At 52.6% G+C, this 21,719-nt stretch carries 17 protein-coding genes; 7 read left to right on the top strand and 10 right to left on the bottom strand.

Annotated features, from left to right (window positions below; translation table 11 throughout):
- Positions 1-225: 225 nt before the first annotated feature.
- The 3 genes from SD10_RS09440 (at position 226) to SD10_RS09430 (ending at position 2,532) form a co-directional block, all read left to right on the top strand.
- Positions 226-750 (top strand): hypothetical protein, encoded by a 525-nt coding sequence (locus tag SD10_RS09440; protein ID WP_227699183.1) that lies wholly within the window; start codon positions 226-228, stop codon positions 748-750.
- Positions 751-844: 94 nt separating this feature from the next.
- Positions 845-1,798, top strand: coding sequence for an SMP-30/gluconolactonase/LRE family protein (locus tag SD10_RS09435; protein ID WP_046573577.1), 954 nt, complete (start codon positions 845-847; stop codon positions 1,796-1,798).
- A gap of 536 nt (positions 1,799-2,334) precedes the next feature.
- Positions 2,335-2,532, top strand: coding sequence for a hypothetical protein (locus tag SD10_RS09430; protein ID WP_046579292.1), 198 nt, complete (start codon positions 2,335-2,337; stop codon positions 2,530-2,532).
- Between the two features lie 94 nt (positions 2,533-2,626).
- Here the strand turns inward: SD10_RS09430 and SD10_RS09425 are convergent, their stop codons facing one another.
- Positions 2,627-3,355: a DUF72 domain-containing protein gene (locus SD10_RS09425; RefSeq protein ID WP_046573576.1), complete on the bottom strand. Its 729-nt coding sequence runs from the start codon at positions 3,353-3,355 to the stop codon at positions 2,627-2,629.
- A 244-nt stretch (positions 3,356-3,599) separates the two neighbouring features.
- Positions 3,600-7,961, bottom strand: a complete 4,362-nt coding sequence (locus tag SD10_RS09420) for an Ig-like domain-containing protein (protein WP_052731141.1) — start codon at positions 7,959-7,961, stop codon at positions 3,600-3,602.
- A 423-nt stretch (positions 7,962-8,384) separates the two neighbouring features.
- Between SD10_RS09420 and SD10_RS09415 the strand changes: the two genes are divergently transcribed.
- Positions 8,385-9,737 (top strand): glycoside hydrolase family 2 TIM barrel-domain containing protein, encoded by a 1,353-nt coding sequence (locus tag SD10_RS09415; protein ID WP_082111562.1) that lies wholly within the window; start codon positions 8,385-8,387, stop codon positions 9,735-9,737.
- Here SD10_RS09415 and SD10_RS09410 read toward each other — a convergent pair.
- Entirely contained in the window at positions 9,734-12,289 is a 2,556-nt protein-coding gene (locus SD10_RS09410; RefSeq protein ID WP_046573575.1) for a glycosyltransferase, read from the bottom strand. The genes SD10_RS09415 and SD10_RS09410 overlap by 4 nt on opposite strands.
- An 84-nt stretch (positions 12,290-12,373) precedes the next feature.
- Positions 12,374-12,850 carry a DUF3347 domain-containing protein gene (locus tag SD10_RS09405; protein ID WP_046573574.1) on the bottom strand — a complete coding sequence of 159 codons (477 nt, stop codon included), beginning with the start codon at positions 12,848-12,850 and terminating at the stop codon, positions 12,374-12,376.
- Between the two features lie 185 nt (positions 12,851-13,035).
- On the opposite strand from SD10_RS09405, the gene SD10_RS09400 reads away from it, so the two are divergent.
- The 3 genes from SD10_RS09400 to SD10_RS09390 all read left to right on the top strand — a co-directional run bounded on the left by SD10_RS09400 (position 13,036) and on the right by SD10_RS09390 (position 14,793).
- Complete coding sequence (locus SD10_RS09400) at positions 13,036-13,566, top strand: DUF4269 domain-containing protein (RefSeq protein WP_046573573.1); 531 nt, start codon at positions 13,036-13,038, stop codon at positions 13,564-13,566.
- A gap of 111 nt (positions 13,567-13,677) precedes the next feature.
- The gene (locus SD10_RS09395; protein ID WP_046573572.1) at positions 13,678-14,250 is read left to right on the top strand and encodes a Crp/Fnr family transcriptional regulator; all 573 of its coding nucleotides are present in this window, start codon (positions 13,678-13,680) and stop codon (positions 14,248-14,250) included.
- A 96-nt stretch (positions 14,251-14,346) separates the two neighbouring features.
- On the top strand, positions 14,347-14,793 hold the full coding sequence (locus SD10_RS09390; protein WP_046579286.1) for a carboxymuconolactone decarboxylase family protein: 447 nt from the start codon (positions 14,347-14,349) through the stop codon (positions 14,791-14,793).
- A 167-nt stretch (positions 14,794-14,960) separates the two neighbouring features.
- Here the strand turns inward: SD10_RS09390 and SD10_RS09385 are convergent, their stop codons facing one another.
- The 6 genes from SD10_RS09385 to SD10_RS28700 form a co-directional block, all read right to left on the bottom strand.
- Positions 14,961-16,925: a response regulator gene (locus SD10_RS09385; protein ID WP_046573571.1), complete on the bottom strand. Its 1,965-nt coding sequence runs from the start codon at positions 16,923-16,925 to the stop codon at positions 14,961-14,963.
- 129 nt (positions 16,926-17,054) lie between these two features.
- Positions 17,055-17,462: a T9SS type A sorting domain-containing protein gene (locus SD10_RS09380; RefSeq protein WP_046573570.1), complete on the bottom strand. Its 408-nt coding sequence runs from the start codon at positions 17,460-17,462 to the stop codon at positions 17,055-17,057.
- 173 nt (positions 17,463-17,635) lie between these two features.
- Entirely contained in the window at positions 17,636-18,031 is a 396-nt protein-coding gene (locus tag SD10_RS09375; protein ID WP_046573569.1) for a hypothetical protein, read from the bottom strand.
- Positions 18,032-18,065: 34 nt separating this feature from the next.
- Complete coding sequence (locus SD10_RS09370; protein ID WP_046573568.1) at positions 18,066-18,884, bottom strand: DUF4190 domain-containing protein; 819 nt, start codon at positions 18,882-18,884, stop codon at positions 18,066-18,068.
- Positions 18,885-19,070: 186 nt separating this feature from the next.
- Complete coding sequence (locus SD10_RS09365; RefSeq protein WP_046573567.1) at positions 19,071-19,706, bottom strand: response regulator; 636 nt, start codon at positions 19,704-19,706, stop codon at positions 19,071-19,073.
- Positions 19,707-19,743: 37 nt separating this feature from the next.
- A complete protein-coding gene (locus tag SD10_RS28700; RefSeq protein ID WP_052731140.1) occupies positions 19,744-21,705 on the bottom strand; it encodes a tetratricopeptide repeat-containing sensor histidine kinase in 1,962 nt (653 codons plus the stop codon).
- Positions 21,706-21,719 lie beyond the last annotated feature (14 nt).

The following is a 21,719-nucleotide window of genomic DNA, read 5'->3' as shown; positions in this document are numbered from 1 at the left end:
TGCCTTCCTATTTTCTCTCCGCGTCGATTCTCTGGGTCTATAGGTTTTCCCGATACAACCATTGAAAAAGCAGACGAAAAGGTAAAGCTGATCCAAAAGGTTAAATACGTTCTAGTTTGCGGATGTGACACGCTGTAATCTTGGCCTTTAACCAATACAGCATCAATGCAAACCTATTTCTACCGGATGTATAAAAGGGGTTCAGTCGCCACCTTGGGCCTTTTTATGCTTTTAGCAGGAGGCACATCCTTACCAGCATCAGCCCAAACCACGACACTCCCCACCCCTGCCACCACCACGCCTACTGCCCCCCCTCCTACCTATCCGCGTATGGTTGGTTATCTGGGGCTACTCCATCCGCTCATCACGGTGGATGCCAATGGTACCGAAGGCAATTTTAATAAATATTATGCCGTAGGATTTCCCATCGGGCTGAACGTATGGAAAACCCAGCAACTCGGCTTTTCCCTGGAAATTGTGCCCAGCATTCGGGCCGAAAACGGGACCAGCCGCGTAGCAAACGTACTGTTTCATCCCGGCGTGCTGGTCAATCTGGGGCATAATTACACATTTGCCGGACGAATGGCCTTTGAAACGTCAGGCCGTTATGGACTGACGCCTGTTTTTAATAAAATAGTCAGGAAGGGCGCTACCAATAGTTACTTCGTAGCCGTACCCCTCCCCCTGCGCTTCGGCAACGACCGCCCCACGTCGCTAACCGTTGGTCTGCAGGTAGGTATTGTTTTTTAAAAGGCTACTTAAGTCGAACGGGTAAACAAATTTGATAAACAGCACTTATTAAAATAATATTAAAATTGTTGTATCAACAATAACCCCGTTCGTTATGAAACTATCCTTTATTCCCTGTTCACTCGCTGTTCTATCCGCTACCTGGCTAATAACCGCCTGCGAAGATCACCGTGCCAGTCCCAACGCCCCGTTTCCAGAGCGCATTAATTTTGCTGCCGAACGCCAATATCCGGAAGGGATTGCTTACTCGTCGCAATTGGGGAAGTTTTTGGTTACCTCGATTCCGCAGGGTAAAATTGGCACGGTTGATACCGATGGCCGTTATGAAGACTTATTGACGGATCCCGGATTTATTGCCGGCATTGGCATGAAAGTCGCCGATGGGCGCGTGTTTGTCTGCAATAGTGATCAGGGCCGGTCGGACAGGAGTACATCCGCTACAACGCGTCAAACGGCTGAACTTCTGGTCTTTAATCTAACCACACGCCAGTTGGAGCGACGAACCAATTTGGCGGCTCTGATTCCGGCGGCCGATCCGAACTTTGCAAACGACGTAACGATTGCGCCAGACGGAACAGCCTACGTAACGGACTCCTTTTCGCCTGTGATCTATAAAGTCACGGCAGCCGGTGTAGCCAGCGTTCTGGTGCGGGACGATGTCCGGTTCGCTAGCCCAACCTTTGGCCTGAATGGCATTGCTTACCACCCGAACGGCTACCTCATCGTCGCTAATACCGGACAGGGAAAGCTCTACAAGGTAGATTTACAGAACGGCAATGCCGTCTCTGAAATAGGTGGTACGGGGGCTCTACCCGGTGATGGATTGACATTTCTGAATAATGATCTGTATGTGGTGACGGGAGGAAACCGGGTAGCTCAGGTGCGAAGTTCGGATAATTGGCAAACAGCTTCTATTATAAAATACGATGCCAATGGGTATACGGGTGCTACTACAAGTGTAGCTGTGAACAACCAGATTTATACCCTCAACGCCCGCATTGGAGAAGTTGGCAATGCGCGCGACTTCAGCATTCAGCGGTTCCGGTAAACGGGCAAAATAGAAACAGGGAAGCCCGTAAACGCCGTTTTGCGGGCTTCTCTGTTTCTATATAACCACGTTGGTTAAACCGACCTTTAACAAATCAACCAATTACTTCCCGGCCATCACATCTACCTCAGCCTGGGTGTATTAGTTATTTAGTTTATCCATCGACGAATTTACAAAGACCAAAACTAAACTGGGCTAATGCCTTTGTCTTTGGTATTGGGAACGATCCTACGCAACGGCTTCGGGTATAAACTATATACCCGATTACCTCCATCCGCCGAAGCCAATCGACATCAGCCCTCGTTGCCACTGATTGAATCAACACTGAGCTTATACCTGAAATCCTGGCAGAATTCAGTAATTCGCATCGTTTATCTATACCAAATGCTTTAATTCGTATAGCTAAACGAATTTTATATTTTTATTTTGCTACATATAATACAACTACAACAGTCAGGTAGTATTTTTAGGCCGTAAACAACTGCTGAGCAGTGTCAACAGACTAAATGAACATTTGCCTATCCTATTTATTTGCTATGGCCACCAGAAGAAAACAATTAATCCGGGTCGTATTTGACGTATTGGATGAAATGAAGCATAATATTCGTCTTGATGAAGATTTATCCGTTGCTGCTGCTGATCCAGACGAAGCGATTGACTGGGTATTTACGGAAATGCAACGCCAGCTGAACAGGTCAGACATCCGCCTGTCTCGGGTTCGCATTTGTGCCTGAAATTCTTTTAGCTACCAATAACATGTAAACGGATCAATAAGAATGGTTTTCCATGTCATTTAACAGGTATACTGACACGGTCATTCAGAATTCATCAGACGGCATTGGCCTCAAGTAAGCTTTTGAACACCAAAGCATCTTGCCGCATGTGAACGTTGTTGAAGAAAACATACGAAGGTTGATCCGTTGGCAACAGTTCGATCAGATCAGCTAACTCCTGCTGCTCGTATTTATATCGCCAGCCTTGCCGCCCATGCAAGCGAAAATAACACTGCTCAGGCGTCATGGTCGCCCTGGCAAAGGGATCAACCACATGCCATAAGTCAAGTTCCTGGCAAAGGTCTCCGACTACCTCCTGGTCCCATTGGCCACGAGGTTCCCAACATAGCCGTAAACCGGTTCGCTCTATATTCGTAAAGAAGTCAACCAGATGGTTTATGTGCTCGGGTGTCTGGGTAAAGCTGGCGGGGCATTGAAACAGGATGGTTGTGGCCTTTAAGGCTTTCGCACTTTCGAGAGTAAGCTGCCAGGCCTGGTTGACAATAGCCGTGGGTTTGAAAAAGCCAGCCTCCGCCCGCTCCTGCTCAGACAAGCTGATTCGCAAGCGCTTATAGGTAGGACTTTTGGCCTGGTGCGTAATTAGTTGCCAGGCTTTAAGGGTAAATTCAAACTGGGTCGGCACCTGGGCACGCCATCGCGCCAAAGTTGCCAGAAGTGGGGGCTGATAAAAGGTCTGCTGGACCTCAACGCAGGCGAATTGCTGGGCGTAATCGTTTTTTGCGCCATTAAAGCCGCACGTACCAACTTTTATATGCTTATTCATGCAGGCTTACTTACGGCTAACCGGTGTCCACAAGAGCAACGAAGCTCCTTCAGTTAACGATTCATCAAGGGTCACGTGTGGCCGTAAACCAAAGACTCAGGCATCATAACTGGCACACTGATGCTAACGATGCGCGATCTCCGCTTATTGGGTATCCTGCTCTTTGCTTGAGGGGAATTAGCGGCTATAACTGGAGCGGGGTACCAACAGCTGTTGGTACCCCGCTCCAGTTATAGCCGCTACTTTATAACGCATTGAGGACACGAACGTAGATATTATTGGATGGATTACTGTCATATCCATTCGTGGCATCGTCGTTGACATTGACCGTCAGGTTGGCCGAACCCATACTGGCCCCCGTCCGACTTAAAGCCACCCCAATCACAGATACCCCATTGGCGCTGATTCGCAGACCGGCTTTGCTGACCAGCGTCAGTTGCCGGAGATTGCTTGACTGCACTTCCCAGTTGGCATTGTCGACAGAAACTGGATTGGAGGTGCCTCCCGTCACATTGATGCTGGTTAGAGCCGGATCAAAGCTGGGGCTGTAGCCCAGCGGAGCAGTCAGCGTCAACACGATCACCCCACTAGTGGCCTTACCTGCCTGCTCGGAAATAATCATGATCAGATTACGGGTTGATGAAGGCCCCGAGCTCGTGAAGTTAGCCTGAGGCAAGCTCAGGGTGGGGCTCAGGTCGGCGCCACCAATAATCTCGGGTTGGTAGGTAAAGGTATTAGTGGTCGAGTTGGCACTGCTGGCCTGTCCACTAAGTTGAGCGGTGGCATAGACGGTGTGGCTACCCTGACTGAGGGCAGTCGGCTGAACCAAGCTGAAGTTGCCCCCATTGGCAATGGTAGTGCCGATGGATGTATTATCCACATAAACAGTAACAGTACTGCCAGCCGGGGCGGTGCCGGTATAGGTCGGTTGGGCCGAGGCAGTCGTTGTTCCGTTGGAGGGTGTGGCCAGGACCGGCGTAGCAGTGATACTCAGGGTAGTAAAGAGCTGTACATTTCCGTAACTAGTGCCGACGCTGTTGATGGCATAGGCTCTTACCGAGTAAGTGGTAGCGGGGGTCAGGGAGGTCAGGGTAGTTGAGAAAGAACTGATACCGGAGCCGATGCTGAGTTTGGTATTGGCCGTGGTGGGCACACCGTTTCCGCTCAAATAAACGATACCCCGTTCCGTGACGCTGGCTCCGCCGTCGGTGGTGACGTTACCACCCAGGTTGACCGTGGTGGCGGAAATGCCCGAGGGTGTGTCGGTGGTAACGGTGGCGAGGGCTACAGGTTTCGCAGAGATCGTCACACGGATAGACGCCCGCTCGCTCTCACAGCCGTTAGGGTCTTTCTGGCTCACGTAGTAGGTAAAAGTCCCATCCATCGTTGTTGGGGGCGTTGGCGCGACGGTCGAGGCCGTACCTCCTGTAGCATTGGTACCGTACCAGCTAAGTGAATAGTTCGCCGACGCGGTAGCACTTAAGGGAGCAGCAGCGCTGAATTGGTCATAGGTAACAGCCGTAGTAACCATTGGCACGCCGGGCTTGGGAATCACAACGACATCCAGCGTAGCTTTCGGTCCTTCACAACCGTCAACGATCTGACTAACGAAATATGTGGTTGGGCCAATCACATTCGTCGAGGGCGTGATCGATGCATAACTCTGGCCGTTAACATCGTACCATTTTAACGTTCCCGTCGCGGTGGCCGTCAGCGGGGTGGGCACCGAACTCTGACAGAGATTCTGGGTATTCAGACTTAATGTCGGCGCCACAGGCAGTGGTTTCACCATTACCACAATCGCACTGCGGTCACTCTCGCAACCGTCGGCACTCGTCTGGCTTACATAATACGTGGTTGACCCTACGGCCGCCGTCGACAGGGTCGGCGCTACGGCCGAGCCGGTGCCGCCGTTTTGAACAGTGTACCACTTCAAATTAGTGCCCGAGGTCACCGCCGTCGCTAGAGCAACCGTGGGTGCATTCTGACACAGGGTAACCGAGTTCACCGTTGGTGCGGTCGGTTTGGGGTTCACAATGACGGTAATCGATGCCCGGCTGCTGCTTTCGCACCCATTCCCATCCGTCTGGCTGACGTAATAGGGCTTAGTGCCCGCGGGGTCCGTCGCTGGCACCGTCGCCGTGGCCGACGCCGTACCACCCGTAGCAGCGGGGCCATACCAGTTGAGCGTGTTGCCCGTAATGGGCGTCGCCGATAACGGAGCAGTCGTCGCAAACTGGCAATACGTTATGGGCAAGGTACTCACCGTTGGCGCAGCGGGTCTCGACACGGTCGTCACCGTAACGCTGGCCCGGGCGCTTTCGCAGCCGTTGGCATCGGTCTGGCTCACGTAGTAGGTGATCGAACTCGCTAGTGATGTGGACGGCGTAACGGAACTGCCCAGCAGCGTACCTCCACTGGCCGCCGAGTACCATTTCAGATTCTGGCCCGTCGCCGTTAGGGGCTGGGCCGTTGCATTCTGACAATAGATGAGAGCCGTGGGCGTCGGCACAGGAGTCGTCGGCAGCGGGTTCACCGTGAAGGTAATCGCTGCCCGGTCGCTTTCGCAGCCGTTAGCGTTCGTCTGGCTGACGTAGTAGGTAGTGGCACCCACAGCCGTCGTCGAGAGTGTCGGGGCCACCGTCGAAGCGGTGCCTCCAGTCGAGGTTGTATACCATTTCAGGGTACCGCTAGCCGTGACGAATTGGGTCAGTGGAGCAGGTACGCTATTCAGACAGGCGCTGGCGGGGGCGATGCTGGGCGCTGCGGGTTTCGGATAGATCGTCACGCTGATGGGTGCCCGCCCACTCTCACAACCCAGGGGATCTTTCTGGCTCACATAGTAGGTAAAGGCTCCGTCCGTCGTCGTTGAGGGTGTTGGCGCGACGGTCGAGGCTGTTCCGCCCGTGGCATTGGTGCCGTACCAACTGAGTGAATAGTTCGTCGATGCCGTGGCGCTTAAGGGAGCAGCCACCGCAAACTGACAATAAGTCAAAGGCGTGGTAACAGAAGGTTGGGCTGGCAGGGCATTAATGACGACGCCAATAGCAGCTCGTGGCCCTTCGCAGCCATTAAGTGTCTGACTAACATAATAATAGTTGCTGGCTGTGGTCGAGGGAGTCAGCGACGCATATGCCGTTCCGCCACTGGCAACGGTATAATAAGTCAGCGTGGCGCTGGCCACGGGGGTGGCCGTCAAGGGCACCGCTGCCGAATTCTGGCAATACGTCAGTGGACTGGCACTCACCGTTGGAGCCGCCGGATAGGTATTCACTGTATAGGTAACCACCGCCCGGTCACTCTCACAGCCGTTGTTATCAACCTGACTCACGTAGTAGGTCGTGGAGCCGACAGTAGTGGTTGGAGGGGTCGGGGCAACCGTTGAGGCCACTCCCCCACTAGCCGTGGTGTACCAGCGCAGGTTCGTTCCTGAGGTGACACTCGTGGCCAGCGAGATTGGCGTCGTGTTTTGACAGACACCCACTGGATTCGTGGTGGGTGCCGCCGGTTTGGCATTGACCACTACTGTAATGGTCGAAACCGGACTGCTACAGCCACCAAACGTCTGGCTCACCGAATAAAAAGTCGTACCGGGAGAGCTCGTTGGGGGCGTGGGGGCCGTGCTGCCCAGGGCGTTGCCCGAGGGACCAAACCAGTTCAAAGTAGCTCCGTTGACGGGCGTCGCTGACAGCGGAGTTGCCGGCTGCCCTTGGCAATAGGTCACCGGCGTGGTGACGGTGGGAGCCGTCGGGTTGGCTTTGATGGTGACGGTGATGTCAGCCCGGGCGCTTTCACAACCATTGCCATCGGTCTGACTCACGTAGTAAGTCGTCGTACCGACAACCGTGGTTTGGGGCGTGGGCGCGATGCTCGTGCCGCTACCGCCAGTCGCAGAGGTATACCATTTCGGATTACTACCGGACGTGACCGCCCCGGCTAACGAAGGGGCCGATGTGTTCTGGCAGTAGGACAGCGAGGAAACAACCGTGGGCTTGGCCGGTAAGGGATTGGTGGTCACGGCCAGCGTAGCCCGACTACTTTCACAGCCATTGACCGTCTGGCTCACGTAATAATTGGTCGTGCCCGCCGTGGAGGTGGGGGGTGTGGGGGCCGTACTGCTGCCGGTCCCTCCTGTATTAACGGTGTACCATTGCAGATTCTGCCCGCTGGCTGTTAAAGGCGGAACGCCCGTTGATCCCAGGCAGTAAGCCAGATTCGTTACGCCGGGAGGGGCAGGCTTTGCATTAACGGTGAAGGCACTGCTGTTGGGACTATCGACTGGACCAAAAATGGATGATACCCGGCGAATGAACACGGTGTAGGAGCCGCCGATGCGATCAGCGGGGATGGTTCCCGTTACCACTCCATTTCCGCCATTGGTTGTTGCTACACCAATGAGGACATTGGTCGTATTAGGTCCATTCAGGTAGAGGTAGACAGTGCCTGGCTCAGGCTGTCCGTAGGCGTAGCTAACCGTGATGGAACCACCGGCACAGACGGGGTTGGGGGCAACGGAAGTAATGCTGACGGTTTGTGCGAGTGTGGCGCTACCGCACAGAAGGGATACAACTAAGGCACACAGGAATACGCGTAAAGATAAAATCATAGAGTATTGAGTTAGTTTTAGCGTATATGACGCTGTGCACGAGGTGCTTTCGTTGGAGGATTCCTGCATAATTATCCCCATAGACCTAAAAAACCAAGCAGTTTCAAACAGTCGGTAGGCAGAATTCAACGGATGAACATCCATTAGTATACCTGACCCTATCATCGCCTGGGCTTTTACCATAAATCATAGCAAGTAGACCGCCGGTTGGTTACTCTGGATTCGACCATCTCCAGCTACATGGATTTGAAACCTTAACGACCAAACATCAACAACGAACGGCCCTTGATCAAAAGTAAACCTCCTGACTATCAGACCACTTCTACAACCTCAACCTATAGTTATTATGGCCTTTCGACGCCTATCCACTCATAATTTTCGCTAAAGAAAAGTGACCCGCGTCTATTCGCGGGTCATCATTATATGATGACGGCATATTCGTATCGACCACTATTCCTGATAAGGTGGTTTCTGACCGTAGGGCTCTGGAGCCTGTGCAGTTGCCAGAACACACAGCAGAAACAGATTTCATCGACCAATCTGGCGGCACCAACGGCGATCCGCTTTGATGGTTCCTCGTACCAGTTGCTTCGACATGGCAAGCCTTACTTCATTAAAGGAGCGGGCGGAGTGAGTCATTTTGACGAACTCAAAGCGTGCGGAGGTAACTCGATCCGGGTTTGGGACGATATTGATGCAGGGCGTATCCTGGACGAGGCCCAGGCATTGGGCCTAACGGTTATGTTCGGGCTGTGGGTTGAGCGGGAGATCGAGGGCTTTGATTACGATGACCACGACGCCGTGGAACGACAGTACGAGCGCATCCGCAAAACCATTCTGAAATACCGTAACCACCCGGCCTTATTGCTGTGGTGTGTGGGCAATGAATGGGCGCAGGAAGCCAAAAACTTTAAAGTTTATGACGAGGTCAACCGTCTATCAAAACTTGTCCACCAGCTCGATCCGAACCATCCGGTTTGCACGGTCATCTCGCCCGATAGTAAGCGGGCTATCTGGCTGGTTAGCAAGCGGTGTACCGATGTAGACATCCTGGGCGTGAATTCCTACGCCCTGACGGAAAAACTGGGTGAGTTCTTTCAGAAAGGCGGCTGGACTAAACCTTATCTGATCTCAGAATATGGCGCACAGGCCTACTGGGAAACAACCGTATCCGCCTGGGGCGCCCCCGACGAACCCGACAGCCGCCAGAAAGCAGCGTTTGTACGGCCTTTTTATCAAAAGTACATTGGCTCCCAGCCGCCTAACTGCTTCGGCGCTTATATTTTCTACTGGGGTCAAAAACAGGAGGAAACACACACCTGGTTCAGCCTGTTCGATGAGCAGGGACGCCAGACACCGCTTGTGGGGTTGATGCAGGAGCTTTGGTCGGGCAAAAAACCAGCCAATCTGGCTCCCGTTGTTGAAGGCCTGTTCATCGACGGGCAACCGATGCGCAATCGTTCCTACACAGCATCAGCACTGCACCAAGCCGAAATCCGGGTGCATGATCCGGAAGGGGATCCGCTCACGTTTTCCTGGGAGATCAAGCCGCACGCGCAACCCGGCGCTGATTTCGTGGGCGTTCCCCGGCCTGCTTTACAGGGGCTGCTGGAACGCACCAATACGCGAACGGTACGCTTTCACCTACCCGAGAAGCCGGGTGCCTATCGGTTGTTTGTGAATGTGTACGATACCCATCGGCATGTAGCCACCGCTACCTTTTCGTTTGAAGTAGCGGGGCTCTCACAAACCACTCCGCTCCCAACCGACGACTAAGGGCTGGTTGGCTGGTGTACAGCCAGCCAGGTAGCCGGAACTACCTGTAAATCGCTGGGATTCGAGAAAACGACTCCCCGAATGGTTGGGTAGCGCTCCTTCATCAGTTCCAGTGCGTCGGTTGTCCATTGCCGGTCTGGTGTGTTGTCCGTCACTGATTCCAGACGAGTAATCAGGATCGGTTTCTGCCGAATACTATAGGCCATGTGCGACCGTACCGTGGTGTGGGGAAGCTGAAACAGAGCAGCAAATGAATGCTCTTTATGATCCGCGGCCATAGCCGGATTATTCACGACGGCAAAACCCAGCCAATCGACATACGCCGTGCCCGGATAGTAGGTCACCACGGTGGACGGCTGTGTGGGACACCAGACCCAGGTAATGTTTTTCGCCTGCTGCTGCCGACACAACCGGACGATGTATTGCCACGCCTGTCGGTACAATAGCAGGCTGGCCTCCTGCTGCAACCCGTAGACTTGAGCGGAATCATCAAACTCTGGCAGGAAACTGATTAGCACCGGACGCTGCATCTGCCGGACGTTTTGAGCCCATGTCCGCAGCGCTGCGTCGCGCTCCCCGCGCACGATGCTTCTCAAAAACGCCTGCACCTGACCCTCTGTCGTATCCGTCTGTCCGCTCGCTTTGATGTAGAGCAGCGGCAACTGACCCGCTACGGCTTTGGGCGAAAAATAGATAGACGAGTTAGGAGCCATCGGCCAGTCCACGGAATGGGGTGTAATGGGTGTGATGGACGCGGGAAGAGTAAGTTGGCCGGCCGACGGCTTAGTGAGTCCCACATAAAACGGCTGCGTGTTGGCAAAACGCAGATCAACAGGCAATTCGTTGGTTTTAATACGATAGGTAAAGAACAACAGGCTCAGTGCCAGCAGCACCATCCCGGCAAACAAGGGAATCGCCCGGCGCTGAAGCCAGTCGTATAGTCCGTACCGAACTATCCAGGCCACTCGGCGCAACCGCCCGATCTGCTCCGAATGACCCGACGGCCGAGTGAGCCAACTGGCCAGTTGAAACAGCATTTTCTCCTGGCCCGCCACAATGTTCAGCATCAGAATCAGCATGTTCAGCAGCCCGAATCCCAGCATCATCTGAAAGTAGATGTTGTAGAGCGCAAAGCGGCCGTACCAGTAGATGCTATAGCCGATGGCACCGAGTGTTGCCAGCACAAAAAGAAGATTGGGCAGAATGAGCCAAAAATTATTGCGGGGCCGGTCGTCTTTTGGCGTGGGGATGTACGGCACCTTTACCCGGAAGAGCGTGTAGACAAGACCCAGCAAATACACCCACCATGTACCACTGGCAAGCATGCCGCCAACAAGGTGAAACCCGGCTTCGTGACGCTCAATGAGCCACCGCTGCGCATATTGTCGGATCAGAAAGCCCGTTAACAGCAGGGGTACGTAAACCGTAGCAAATCGGAGCAGGTCCAGTTGCAACGGCAGCAGCATGGTCAGCAGCGACAGAATCGGAATGAGCAGGTCGAAAAGCTGCACCATGCCCAGCAGGTAGTACAAAGGCAAGGTCGTGTAGTGTAGCTTCTGCCGCCAGGTCAAGCGCTTAAACACCCTGGGCAAAGTCGTCACCAGGAGTTCGAATGTACCTCGCGACCATTTGAGTTGTTGTTTATAATAGGCCGACAGCGTGGCGGGGACTAACCCATAGGACAGCGTCAGCGGCACATATACCGACTGCCAGCCTTTTGCGTGCAGCTTCATGGCCGTGTGCATATCTTCGGACAGCCCGTTGGCGTGGCCGCCAATAGAGTCCAGTGCTTGCCGCCGAAACGTGCAGTTTGCGCCAATCGCCTGCGCCGTTCCGAAGCTGCCCATGCAGGTCATCATCGGGCCGTAGAAACTGTAGGTCTGTTCGGCAGCGCCAAACGCAACAACGCTTGTTTTCTGGTTGTAATAACCCTGTACGCACTGAACAAATCCCAGATCTGGATTGTCAAAGTAAGGCAACACGTGGTCTAAAAAATCCGGCACCGGCACGTGGTCGGGGTCAATGATCAGGCATATCTCGCCGGTTGCCTGCTGTAAAGCATTGTTGATGTTCCCCGCTTTCGCATCGGTCTTATCGGTACGGGTAACATGAATGACGCCCAGTTGGCGGCAAACCTGCCTGAGGTAAGGGTCATTGGCCTCATCACAGAGGTACGTCGTATGCGGGTAGGTAATCCGTCCGATGGCTTCCAGCGTGTTGATCACCATCTCGTGCGGCTCGCCAGCGCAATAAGTCGTCAGCACATCCACCGACCAGCTTCGGGTCATAACCGGCGGAACAGGTGGCACCACATTCCAGTAATGGTACCACTCGTGCAGGAGCCGCAGAATGCGAAACACCACGGACACCGTTAACAGCCCGAACAACCAGGGATAGCCCCGGTTCTGCGGCTGAAAAAACACCCATAGGAACGCCAAAACGAACAATAAACCAACGCCGATTAATGCGCGTACCAGCCGCACATCGCCCGCTTTATAGGAGAAGTTATAGTATTCATTCGGTGAGGATTGGGTAAACTTGGGCCATTTCATACTATGTTGACTCAGTCTGCCGAAAACGGTTACGTCAGCGTCAACCAATCCCCAAAATTTATGATTGAAGTATGAATGTGGGTTTTAGATTTCCTCTTTCACCGATCCGCACGTCAGCATTTTGTTGCCGTAGTAGGGATTCCGGACTTCACGCTTGTCGCTGAGCCACGACGCGCCTTTGCCATCGGCCGCCATCGGACAGAACTGCACGTAGGTTTTGGCAGGTTTGGTGGCTTTTGCCAGCGCAATCATGCTGGAAGAAAGCCCATTAAACTGTTCACGCTGCGCGTCCACACTGGTACTTTTGCTGATAGAGGCCGCTTTGGTTTTAGCCGTTGCCAGTGCCTTTTTATCAGCCGCTGTAAATTTGGCCGCATCCACTTTACCCAGAGCCGCGACTAAAGCCGTTGCGCCTAGTTTGGCTTTAGCTGCATCCGTTGCCACTAAGGCATCTTTAACCTGATAATAAGCCGTGAGGGCCGGGGCCGTTGTCTGCGCTGAAGTGACCAGCGAGACAAGCGTCAGGCCCAGGGCAGCTATGGTTACTTGAATCGTTTTCATTGGCTAAGTCTGTAGTATAAAGTTAAACATCAAGTGAGCGCATATCGTAAAGCAGCATGGCATCGGCAACCCGAAAGCGAATAAATAGCCGCAGATGGCCATTTAATACAAAAATATAACAGATATGGACGTACTTCGGTCATTTTTCCAACGGTGCACTCCTGTCTGTAGCCTTCATTTTTAGTATGAGCATAGATTTTGACACATTAGACTATCTGAAAGCGGGAAACGACCGGCAAAAACAAGCGTATTCAGTACTGACGAACCATAAAGTTATGGAAAAACTGAACCGGTTTACTCCTATTCTGGTCGGTACTATTCCTATCAATATTGCTATTGAGACCAGTGACCTCGACATCATCTGTTACTGGACTGACAAACAAACGTTTTACACGGCCATCCTCGATTCATTTCAGCACCAGACCGGATTCCGCATTCGCGACTATGCCCTATACGGCACTGATTGTGTGGTGGCTACCTTCAGGATTGATACCGTTGAAATCGAAATTTTTGGGCAACCTATTCCTACCCGACAACAGATGGCTTACCGCCATATGCTCATCGAACATAAGTTGTTAACGGAGCGGGGAGAGATTTTCCGGCAACAGATCATTGACCTTAAACGGCAGGGCTATAAAACGGAACCTGCCTTTGGCAAATTACTTGGTTTTCAGATGGATCCCTATGAAGAATTGCTCACCTATGAAAGCCCGTAGCACGCTTCTAAGTTGATTATTGAACTAAATTTTGTCTGGGCCAAGTCGCAACGGCGCACCGTTCTGGCTTGGCCCAGACAATCCATTGGCGCAAGGCATACACCAGCAACCATGTCAGACCAGCTGATTCAGCATATCAGAAAAAATGTAAACATCCAGGTAGGTGATGAACCCGCTATTCTAAGCTATTTCCGACCGCTGCATGTCGGCAAGAAGCAAAATTTACTGGAAGCCGGCCAGCCGTGTACAGCCCATTATTTTGTTCTGAAAGGCTGCTTACGGCTGTTCTTCCTGAACGAAAAAGGAACCGAACAAACTACCCAATTTGCCATCGAAAACTGGTGGTTAACAGACTACATGGCTTTTCAAAACCAGCAACGCACAGACTTCACAATTCAGGCAGTCGAACAAACCGATGTCTTAGCCATTGATTTCCAGCGGCAGGAGCAACTGCTGGCCCAGTTTCCCCAAATGGAACGCTATTTTCGACTACTCTATCAGCGAGCGTACGCGGCTTCTCAACTACGAACAAAGTATTTGTACGATTTCTCGCGGGAGGATCTCTATCTCCACTTTGTGAAAAACTTCCCCGAGTTTACGCAGCGCGTTCCTCAATACCTGCTGGCCTCGTTTCTGGGCTTCACCCCCGAATATTTAAGTGAGATCAGAAAAAAGCGTTCTTAAACTGGTTTAAGTTTTTCTACGTCTGCGCGTTCGACCTTTGTCCTATCAATTTTTGATACCAGACAACCTAGTTTTTCACAGTCAACGATGGACAAAATGGAAACGCGGATTCAAATTCAAACGATTCAGCCACAGGCCTATAAAGCTATGTATGCTTTAGAAGGTTATTTGCAGACCAGCCAATTAACAAAGACGCATAAGGAACTCATCAAGATCAGGGCGTCGCAGATAAACGGTTGCGCATTCTGTCTGGCTATGCATACCAAAGATGCCCTGAAAGCCGGGGAGACCGCTGAGCGCATTTTTCTGCTGAGCGCCTGGAAAGAAACTCGCCTGTTTACGGAAGAAGAGAAAGTAGTTCTGGCCCTAACGGAAGAGATTACGCTCATTCAGAATCATGGCGTAGCTGATACTACTTACCAACGGGCCCTGGAGACCTTTGATGAGACCTACCTCGCCCAACTCATTATGGCCATTGTGACGATAAACGCCTGGAACCGGATTGCAATAAGCACTCGACTGGAGCCGTATCCGGCAGCTTGAGTTGGCTCGTCAAAGAAAAAGTGATAAATAACGCTGATGCTGTTTCAACGTACACAATAAAGTTGTTCCGGCTGCGTTTACTATTCGTTATGCTTTTCAAAAGCTCCGTGGGTAATTCCAGCGGAGCTTTTTTTATGCCTTAAAATCAATATAGGTAGGCTTGGTTCTCACCCCTTGACGTAAGCCGTCGGGGTCTGTTTGTAAAACTCCCGAAAGACCTTGGTGAAGTAGGATGGCGTTTCAAAGCCCACCAGATAAGCCGTTTCGGCCGCACTATGCCCCAACCGCAACAGATCGATGGCTTTGCGTAATCGATACTGACGGATCAACTCAACGGGCGACAGATGGGTCAGGTTGTGTACTTTCAGGTACAATGCTTTGCGGCTCATGGCCAGCTCGTCGGCCAGCCATTCGACGCTCAAGGTCGAGTCGTCCAGATGCTCGTCGATGAGTGTATACAACTTACGCAGAAACTGATCGCTCACCGTCTGCAACGGCGTAGTGCTATCGGGTTGGGCCAGTTGCTGGCGGTAATGTTCCTGTAGCCGCTGCTGCCGACTCAACAAGTTTCGTAACCGCAACCGGAGCTCGTCCAGATGAAAGGGTTTTGTTAAATAATCGTCGGCGCCCAGCGCCAGACCCTTTAGCCGGTGGGAGTCGCCCGCGCTGGCCGATAAGAGCACTAGCGGAATGTGGTCGGTTACGGGGTCGGCCTTCAGGCGCTCAATCAGGGCGTAGCCGTCCAGACGAGGCATCATTAGATCCGTAATGATGATCGAAGGCAGTTCCTCTTTGGCCAGTACCCAGCCGTCGTAGCCGTTGGCCGCTGATCGAACCCGGTAGGTAGTGGCCAGCTCCGCCACCATAAATTCCCGCAGTTCGGGGTTGTCTTCGATCACCAAAACCAACGGTGGTGCCTCGGCCGTGCCCGATGGGTTGGCAGACGCGGGTGTTGCGGGGAGCGTCGGCAAATCGACGAGCAACGAGGGCGATGCAACCGCCGGAGCCGTCTCATTCTCATTCGTCCGCTGGAGGGGCAGTTCCAGCACAAACTCCGTCCCAGACGTACCTGGTGGGCCATCGACCTGACTCTGGACGGTTATCTGGCCACCCAGCCGTAAGGTAAGTTCACGCACCAGCGAGAGGCTAATGCCCGTGCTATCGTTGGCCCGAATACGTTGGTTATCCCCCTCGTAATAGCGGTCAAAGACATGGGGAAGTTTATGGGCCGTAATCCCAATACCTGTATCGCGCACAGATAAGCGGGCCCCGGCAGACGTCTGGTAAAGCGAAACAGTAATGGTACCGGTGGGCGTAAACTGGATCGCATTCGTGAGCAAATTAGCGAGAATTGTTTCCCACTTGCCCGCATCGAACCGGTAGTATCCTGTAGGCATATCCGTTTGGTAGACCAGCGCCAGTTGCTTGATATCGGCTGAAGGCTTAAACAAGTCGACCACCTGCCCGACAAAACCGGGCAAGTCGCCCACTTGCTCGACGAGCTCCACCTGCCGGGCTTCAAGTTGGTTAATGGCCAGCAACTGGTTGAGCAGACGCAGTATTTGCCGGGCATTGCGCCGAACCGTAAGCAACTGCTGCTGCAGGGGAACCGATAAATCGGGAGCTTCCAGAAGCTTGTCGACCGGGGAAATGATAAGCGACAACGGCGACCGTAGTTCGTGCGTGATGTTGGTAAAAAAACGCGTCTTCATCGCATCGACAGCCTTCAGTTCCTGCGTTTCACGCAGTTGGTGAACGTAGCGGCTGGTCTTCTGGATAGTGGCTTCGAGGTCTTCGAAATTAATGGGCTTGGTAATGAAGTCGAACGCGCCACGGTTCATGGCGGTCCGAATGGTCGTCATATCGCCATAGGCCGTAATCATCACGGTACGCACCATCGGATTGATGTGCTGCAGCCGGTCCAGCAAGGTAAGGCCATCCATGCCGGGCATATTGATATCGCTCAATAAAAGATCAATATCGGGTTGCTCTTCCAGCAAACGCAGCGCCTGCCGGCCATCCTGCGCAAAAACAAACTCGTAGGTGCCGTTCTGAATGGATTGGCGGAAACGTTGTCGAAAGAGAACTTCCAGATCGACTTCGTCATCTACCAGGAGTATTTTGGTCTTCATGCGTTGGTCGTATACGAGTCGCTAAGGTACGAAAGGAAAGCCATCCGGATCGATTTATGGACGGCCTCCTTTGGTAAACCATTTCCGAACAGCGATCAACGAAAATACGGCAGGAAACGCTAACCTTGCCTAGTTCAGGGCGATTTGTCGGGCTGCCAGGCTAGGCTGCTGGGTGGCGAGTGTAATATTGTTAACGGTCGTATCGACGCCATTGCTGATGGACACCTGATAGACGCCATCGGGCAACGCACTTACATCCAGCCGCAGGCGGGCAATTTTCTGGCGTTTTCCCACCCGTTGGGCAAAGAGTTCTTTTCCGGCGCTGTTGGTCATACGAATCTCGACAGTTCCGCTGGTCTGTTTTTCGATAGCGATGTTGAGTTTACCTTCGGTGGTGGTGTACATCCCGCTTTTATAAGCCGCAGCTACCGTTGAATCAGCTTTCGATGGGCTAACGGCAGCGTTCGCAAACGAAGAGGAAAGACTAACCAGCGTTAAGGAAAAGGCAACGAGCAGGGGTTTGATGAGGGCTTTCATGGTAGTCGATGTTTGATTGGTTATCCGTTTTGGATAGGTCAAAGGTCGGCTACCGGGCGGGGAGCGGCTATCACAATTGAGTCAATCACTGGCACTTTTGTGACAGTCCCGCATCTGGGGTTATCGTTGCTTTATCTGCGCCATGAGAAGCCACTCATCGAGCGCCCAGCCAACTATTTTCTGGCCGATATGGAAAAACTGCCCGTATTATCCGAATACGCTAACGTAAAAGTAGTGCCGTCAATTGACCCGAAACGAACACCACTCTCCACAATGTCATAACCTGACCCACTGGACTTGCTGATACTTACCGATCCGAGATCACCACTCGAGGTTTGTCCATTGGTGGTCGTTGAAAGTGATATCGAAATCTGCGTATCACTATCTTTTACGACGTTCACGCTGCCAGTAACGCCCTGCTTGGGAATTACCGTAGCACCGTTATAAATAAAACTAGTCATTTGATAGGTGCCCGCTAATTCGGGCTCAGGGTCTTTCTTGTCTACTTTGCTGGGCAAACACGACGTCACGGCCAGCAATAAAAGAATAGCAATTCCTATATTTTTCATACGTCGACGGGGCTAGTGGTGCATCAACCAGGGATTAAAACAATACGTACAGCAGAATGACGGCGGCCGAAACCAGCCCGGCGATCATACCACCCAGGGCGAGTCCTTTGCCCTTAAAGCGCCCTGGTTCTTTGCGAATGCGGGTCAGGCTCAACGCGCCAAATACAATGGCAGCAGCCCCCAACAAGAAAGCCCCATAGCCGGTCAGTATAGCGAGTCCGCCGGTAGCAATGGAAACGATGGCGAAGGGATCCGTGCGCGGGCCGTCATCCTGCGAATTGGTCGGGCTGTTATACGATGTTCCGCCACCCGATGAACGGCTGGTCGATGGATTGGCCGCCGAAGTAAAGCGCTCTACATCGCCAGTCGAATATTTGATACTGAGTACATCCCGCTTGGAAATGGTGTAGTCTGGACCGTCGGGCCGCTCACATTTTTTATACTTGATCTCATTGACGCCCACTTCCTTTATTTTGGCCTCAATGACATCGCCATTACGAAGCACGATCTGATCGCATTGGGGCGGAACGGGTTTTGCCAAACGCGCCCGCTTCGAGGCATGCCGAACCGCAGGCTGGCTAATGGCCGATTCAACAGTGGACGCGAGAACGGGCTCTGTCGATGCTGCCCAAGCGGGTTTCGTTGACAGAGGCACCTCATCTTGTAGGGAGGCCGTCAGCAACGAGTCAGCCAATGGCTTTGGGGCAGGCGGATTGACCGCCAGCCGTTGGGCAGCCGGGTGGTAGGTAGGTGCCAGGTAAGCGGTGGAAGCCCGTTGGCAGGACATTGTGCCAACAAACGTCAGTAGAGCAACGAAGAAAACAGCAATCGAACGGGGAGTCAGCGTTTGCATAACGTAGGTACCAGGTGGCAGTTTGGATGGTGATTACCGTCAATCACCGAGGCAAAACTACCGGCTGGGTCCAGGGTGGACAATACCGCATTTGCATGATTTTGGCGAACGAACGGGTGAGTGCATGACCTATCGAATGGACCTGTAAGCCCTGTTGCCGGCTAGTTGACGCAGTCTCCTGTTGCTTTACTTTCGACCCAAATACTTATTTACGGCCTCGATTTTCGAATGGACCTGCAACTTCTCATAGATATTGAAGATGTGTTTGCGCACGGTCGTCGGGCTAATAAACAGTTCGCTGGCTACTTCTTTATGGCTATGCCCTTTTGCCAGCCGGTCCAGAATTTCGCGCTCGCGGGAGGTCAACACATCCAATTCGTTAGACGCCGATGGGCTCGTGTAAAACGAGCTGGCAATTTTTCGGGCAATGGTACTGCTCATGGGCGCGCCCCCTTCATGCAGTTCGGTAATGGCCTCCAGGAGTTTGTGGGGCGGGCTTCGTTTGAGGATATACGCGTTAGCACCGGCCTTGAGCGCATCAAAAACGGTTTCATCTTCGTCGTACATGGTACACATCATGAATTGCATATCAGGACAAAGGGGTTTTAACTGCCGAACGCAGTCGATGCCGTTCATACCGGGCAAATCAATATCCATGAGGACAACATCGACGCAATGGCTGGGTAAATACGCGAGCGCCGACTCGGCATTCTCAAACGTGGCCTGACAACTAAAGCCCTCGGCCCCATCGACCAGAATGGCCAGCGATTGCCGGATAGGCTCTTTATCTTCAACGATAGCGACCGTAATGGAGGTTTTCATCCGGCAATATTGACTTTTTTTCCCCGTCGATGCTATACTACGTTTGTAGTATTTTAGGGTCAGAAACGAGTGGGTACGGATACATAATTTTCACCTGCGTGCCAGTCGATGAGGGAAGAATGGTAAAGGTTCCGCCCGCTTCGGCCATCCGGTTCTGCATATTAGCCAGCCCATTTCGCAACCGGGTTTGTTCCGTTGGCGTAAAGCCGCGCCCGTTGTCACTCACTTCAATCAGCAGGCGGTCCGTTTCGGGCCGGATCCGGAGCGCTACCTGGGTGGCCTGGGCGTGTTTGACCACATTATTAAGTGCTTCCTTTACGGTCAGAAACACATTCCGGCGGTCGGCGCCCCGTATGGTGATCTCTTTAGGCGACTCGTTTACCTCCGTCTTTAAGGATAAGCTTGTGTTGTCGATAAACTCGCTGGCGTAAGCTCTGGTGTAGGCAATCAGCCCGTTGAGGCTATCATTTTTTGAATTCAACGACCAGATGATCTCATTCATGCTGGCCACCATGTCGGCCGAAATCGTCGAAATCTTCTCCACTTCGGGGATGATGGCCGTTCCCATACGTGTTTTCGCCACTTCGCTCAACAAACCAATGGCGGTCAGGGAAGCCCCCAGATCATCGTGCATTTCTTTAGCAATGCGCAGTCGTTCTTTCTGCTGCCCCTGTAGTTCCGATTGCACCACCGCCAGCGCATGTTCGTGTTCGGCAGCCAGCAACGCATTATCGGCCGTTCGCTGGCGCTGACGTGTATACAAATAAGCGAACACCAGCCCGCTCACGATCACGACTCCAACTAAAGACGCAATCAACAGCCATAAGTTCTGCCGCTGACGCGCCTGCTCCAATCGGCTGATCTGACGCTGTTTCTCGGCCAGTTTCTGGCCTGCCTCGGCCTGCCGGAGCTTCAGTTCGTAGTCTTCCAGGAGCGTTTTTGCTTCTAGCGTCGAGAGTGAATCTTTCGTCTGCATGTACTGATCATACCACGGAATCGCATCTTTATACCGGCCCAGTCCGAGGTTCGCATTGGCATATTCGCGGTAAATATTCCGAAACTCGGACAACCCTACTTTGTGCTGTTTTGCCAGGGCATAGGCTTTGTCGAGCAACGATTTGGCCTGTTTATATTGCTTCAGTTCGTTATAGGTTTCGGCCAGTCCGGCCAGCAAATGCAGTTCCTGAAGCGGATTGTTCAACTGCCGGTTCATCCGCAGGGCCTCCTGGTAATAATAGAGCGATGAATCGAAGTGCACCAGTTCTTTGTGCAGGTTCGCCAGATTTCCATACAGGCTAGCCACTATGTGCCGGTCCCGGCCTGGGTCGAGCAGGGCTTTTGCTTTCTGGTAATAGGCCAGCCCTCGTTTCAACTGGTTCTGTTTGACGTAAATGGCGGCCATACTCTGATAATCCAGCGAGATATCCTGATCGGAACTTTTGGCCAGCCGATCATTGGTGAGTGCCCGATCAAAATAAAGCAGCGCCTGCGGATAAAGCTTCTCCGATTCATACATCAGGCCCAGGTTCTGGTAAAGAACCGCGGCTTTTCGGCGATTCTTATGCCCCAGCATAAACGGGGCCGCCTGCTTGAAATGCAGAATGGCCTCTTTGTTTTTGCCCTGCCATTTAACCGACTGCGCGATGGCAAAGTGGCAAAGACTCCGGTACTGTTCCGACGTATCCCGCATGGCTTTCTGTAATCCTTCCGTAGCCAGCTTGTACGATTCATCATGGTGACCCAGTATATCGAGCAGATACGTGATCAACCGAATACTCTCGAAGTAGCCTTTTGTATACCCGATTTTGCTGGAGAATGACAAAGCTTTTCGATAATTGCGGAGGGCTGTTTCGGGTTGTTGCATTTCGATGGCTTCTGCCTTTTTCAGCAGCGTCATCACATAGCTGGTATCGGTGGGATTGGGAACCCCCTGACTGAAGCTACGACCGGTATAAATAAGTAGAAAACAAACAAACAGCAGGCCTTGTCTGACTAGCATTCGTGTGATCATTA

This window comes from Spirosoma radiotolerans, from assembly GCF_000974425.1.
GTDB lineage: Bacteria > Bacteroidota > Bacteroidia > Cytophagales > Spirosomataceae > Spirosoma > Spirosoma radiotolerans.
Note: the sequence above shows the minus strand (reverse complement) of the source record. Positions and strands in the feature narration are given on the sequence as shown.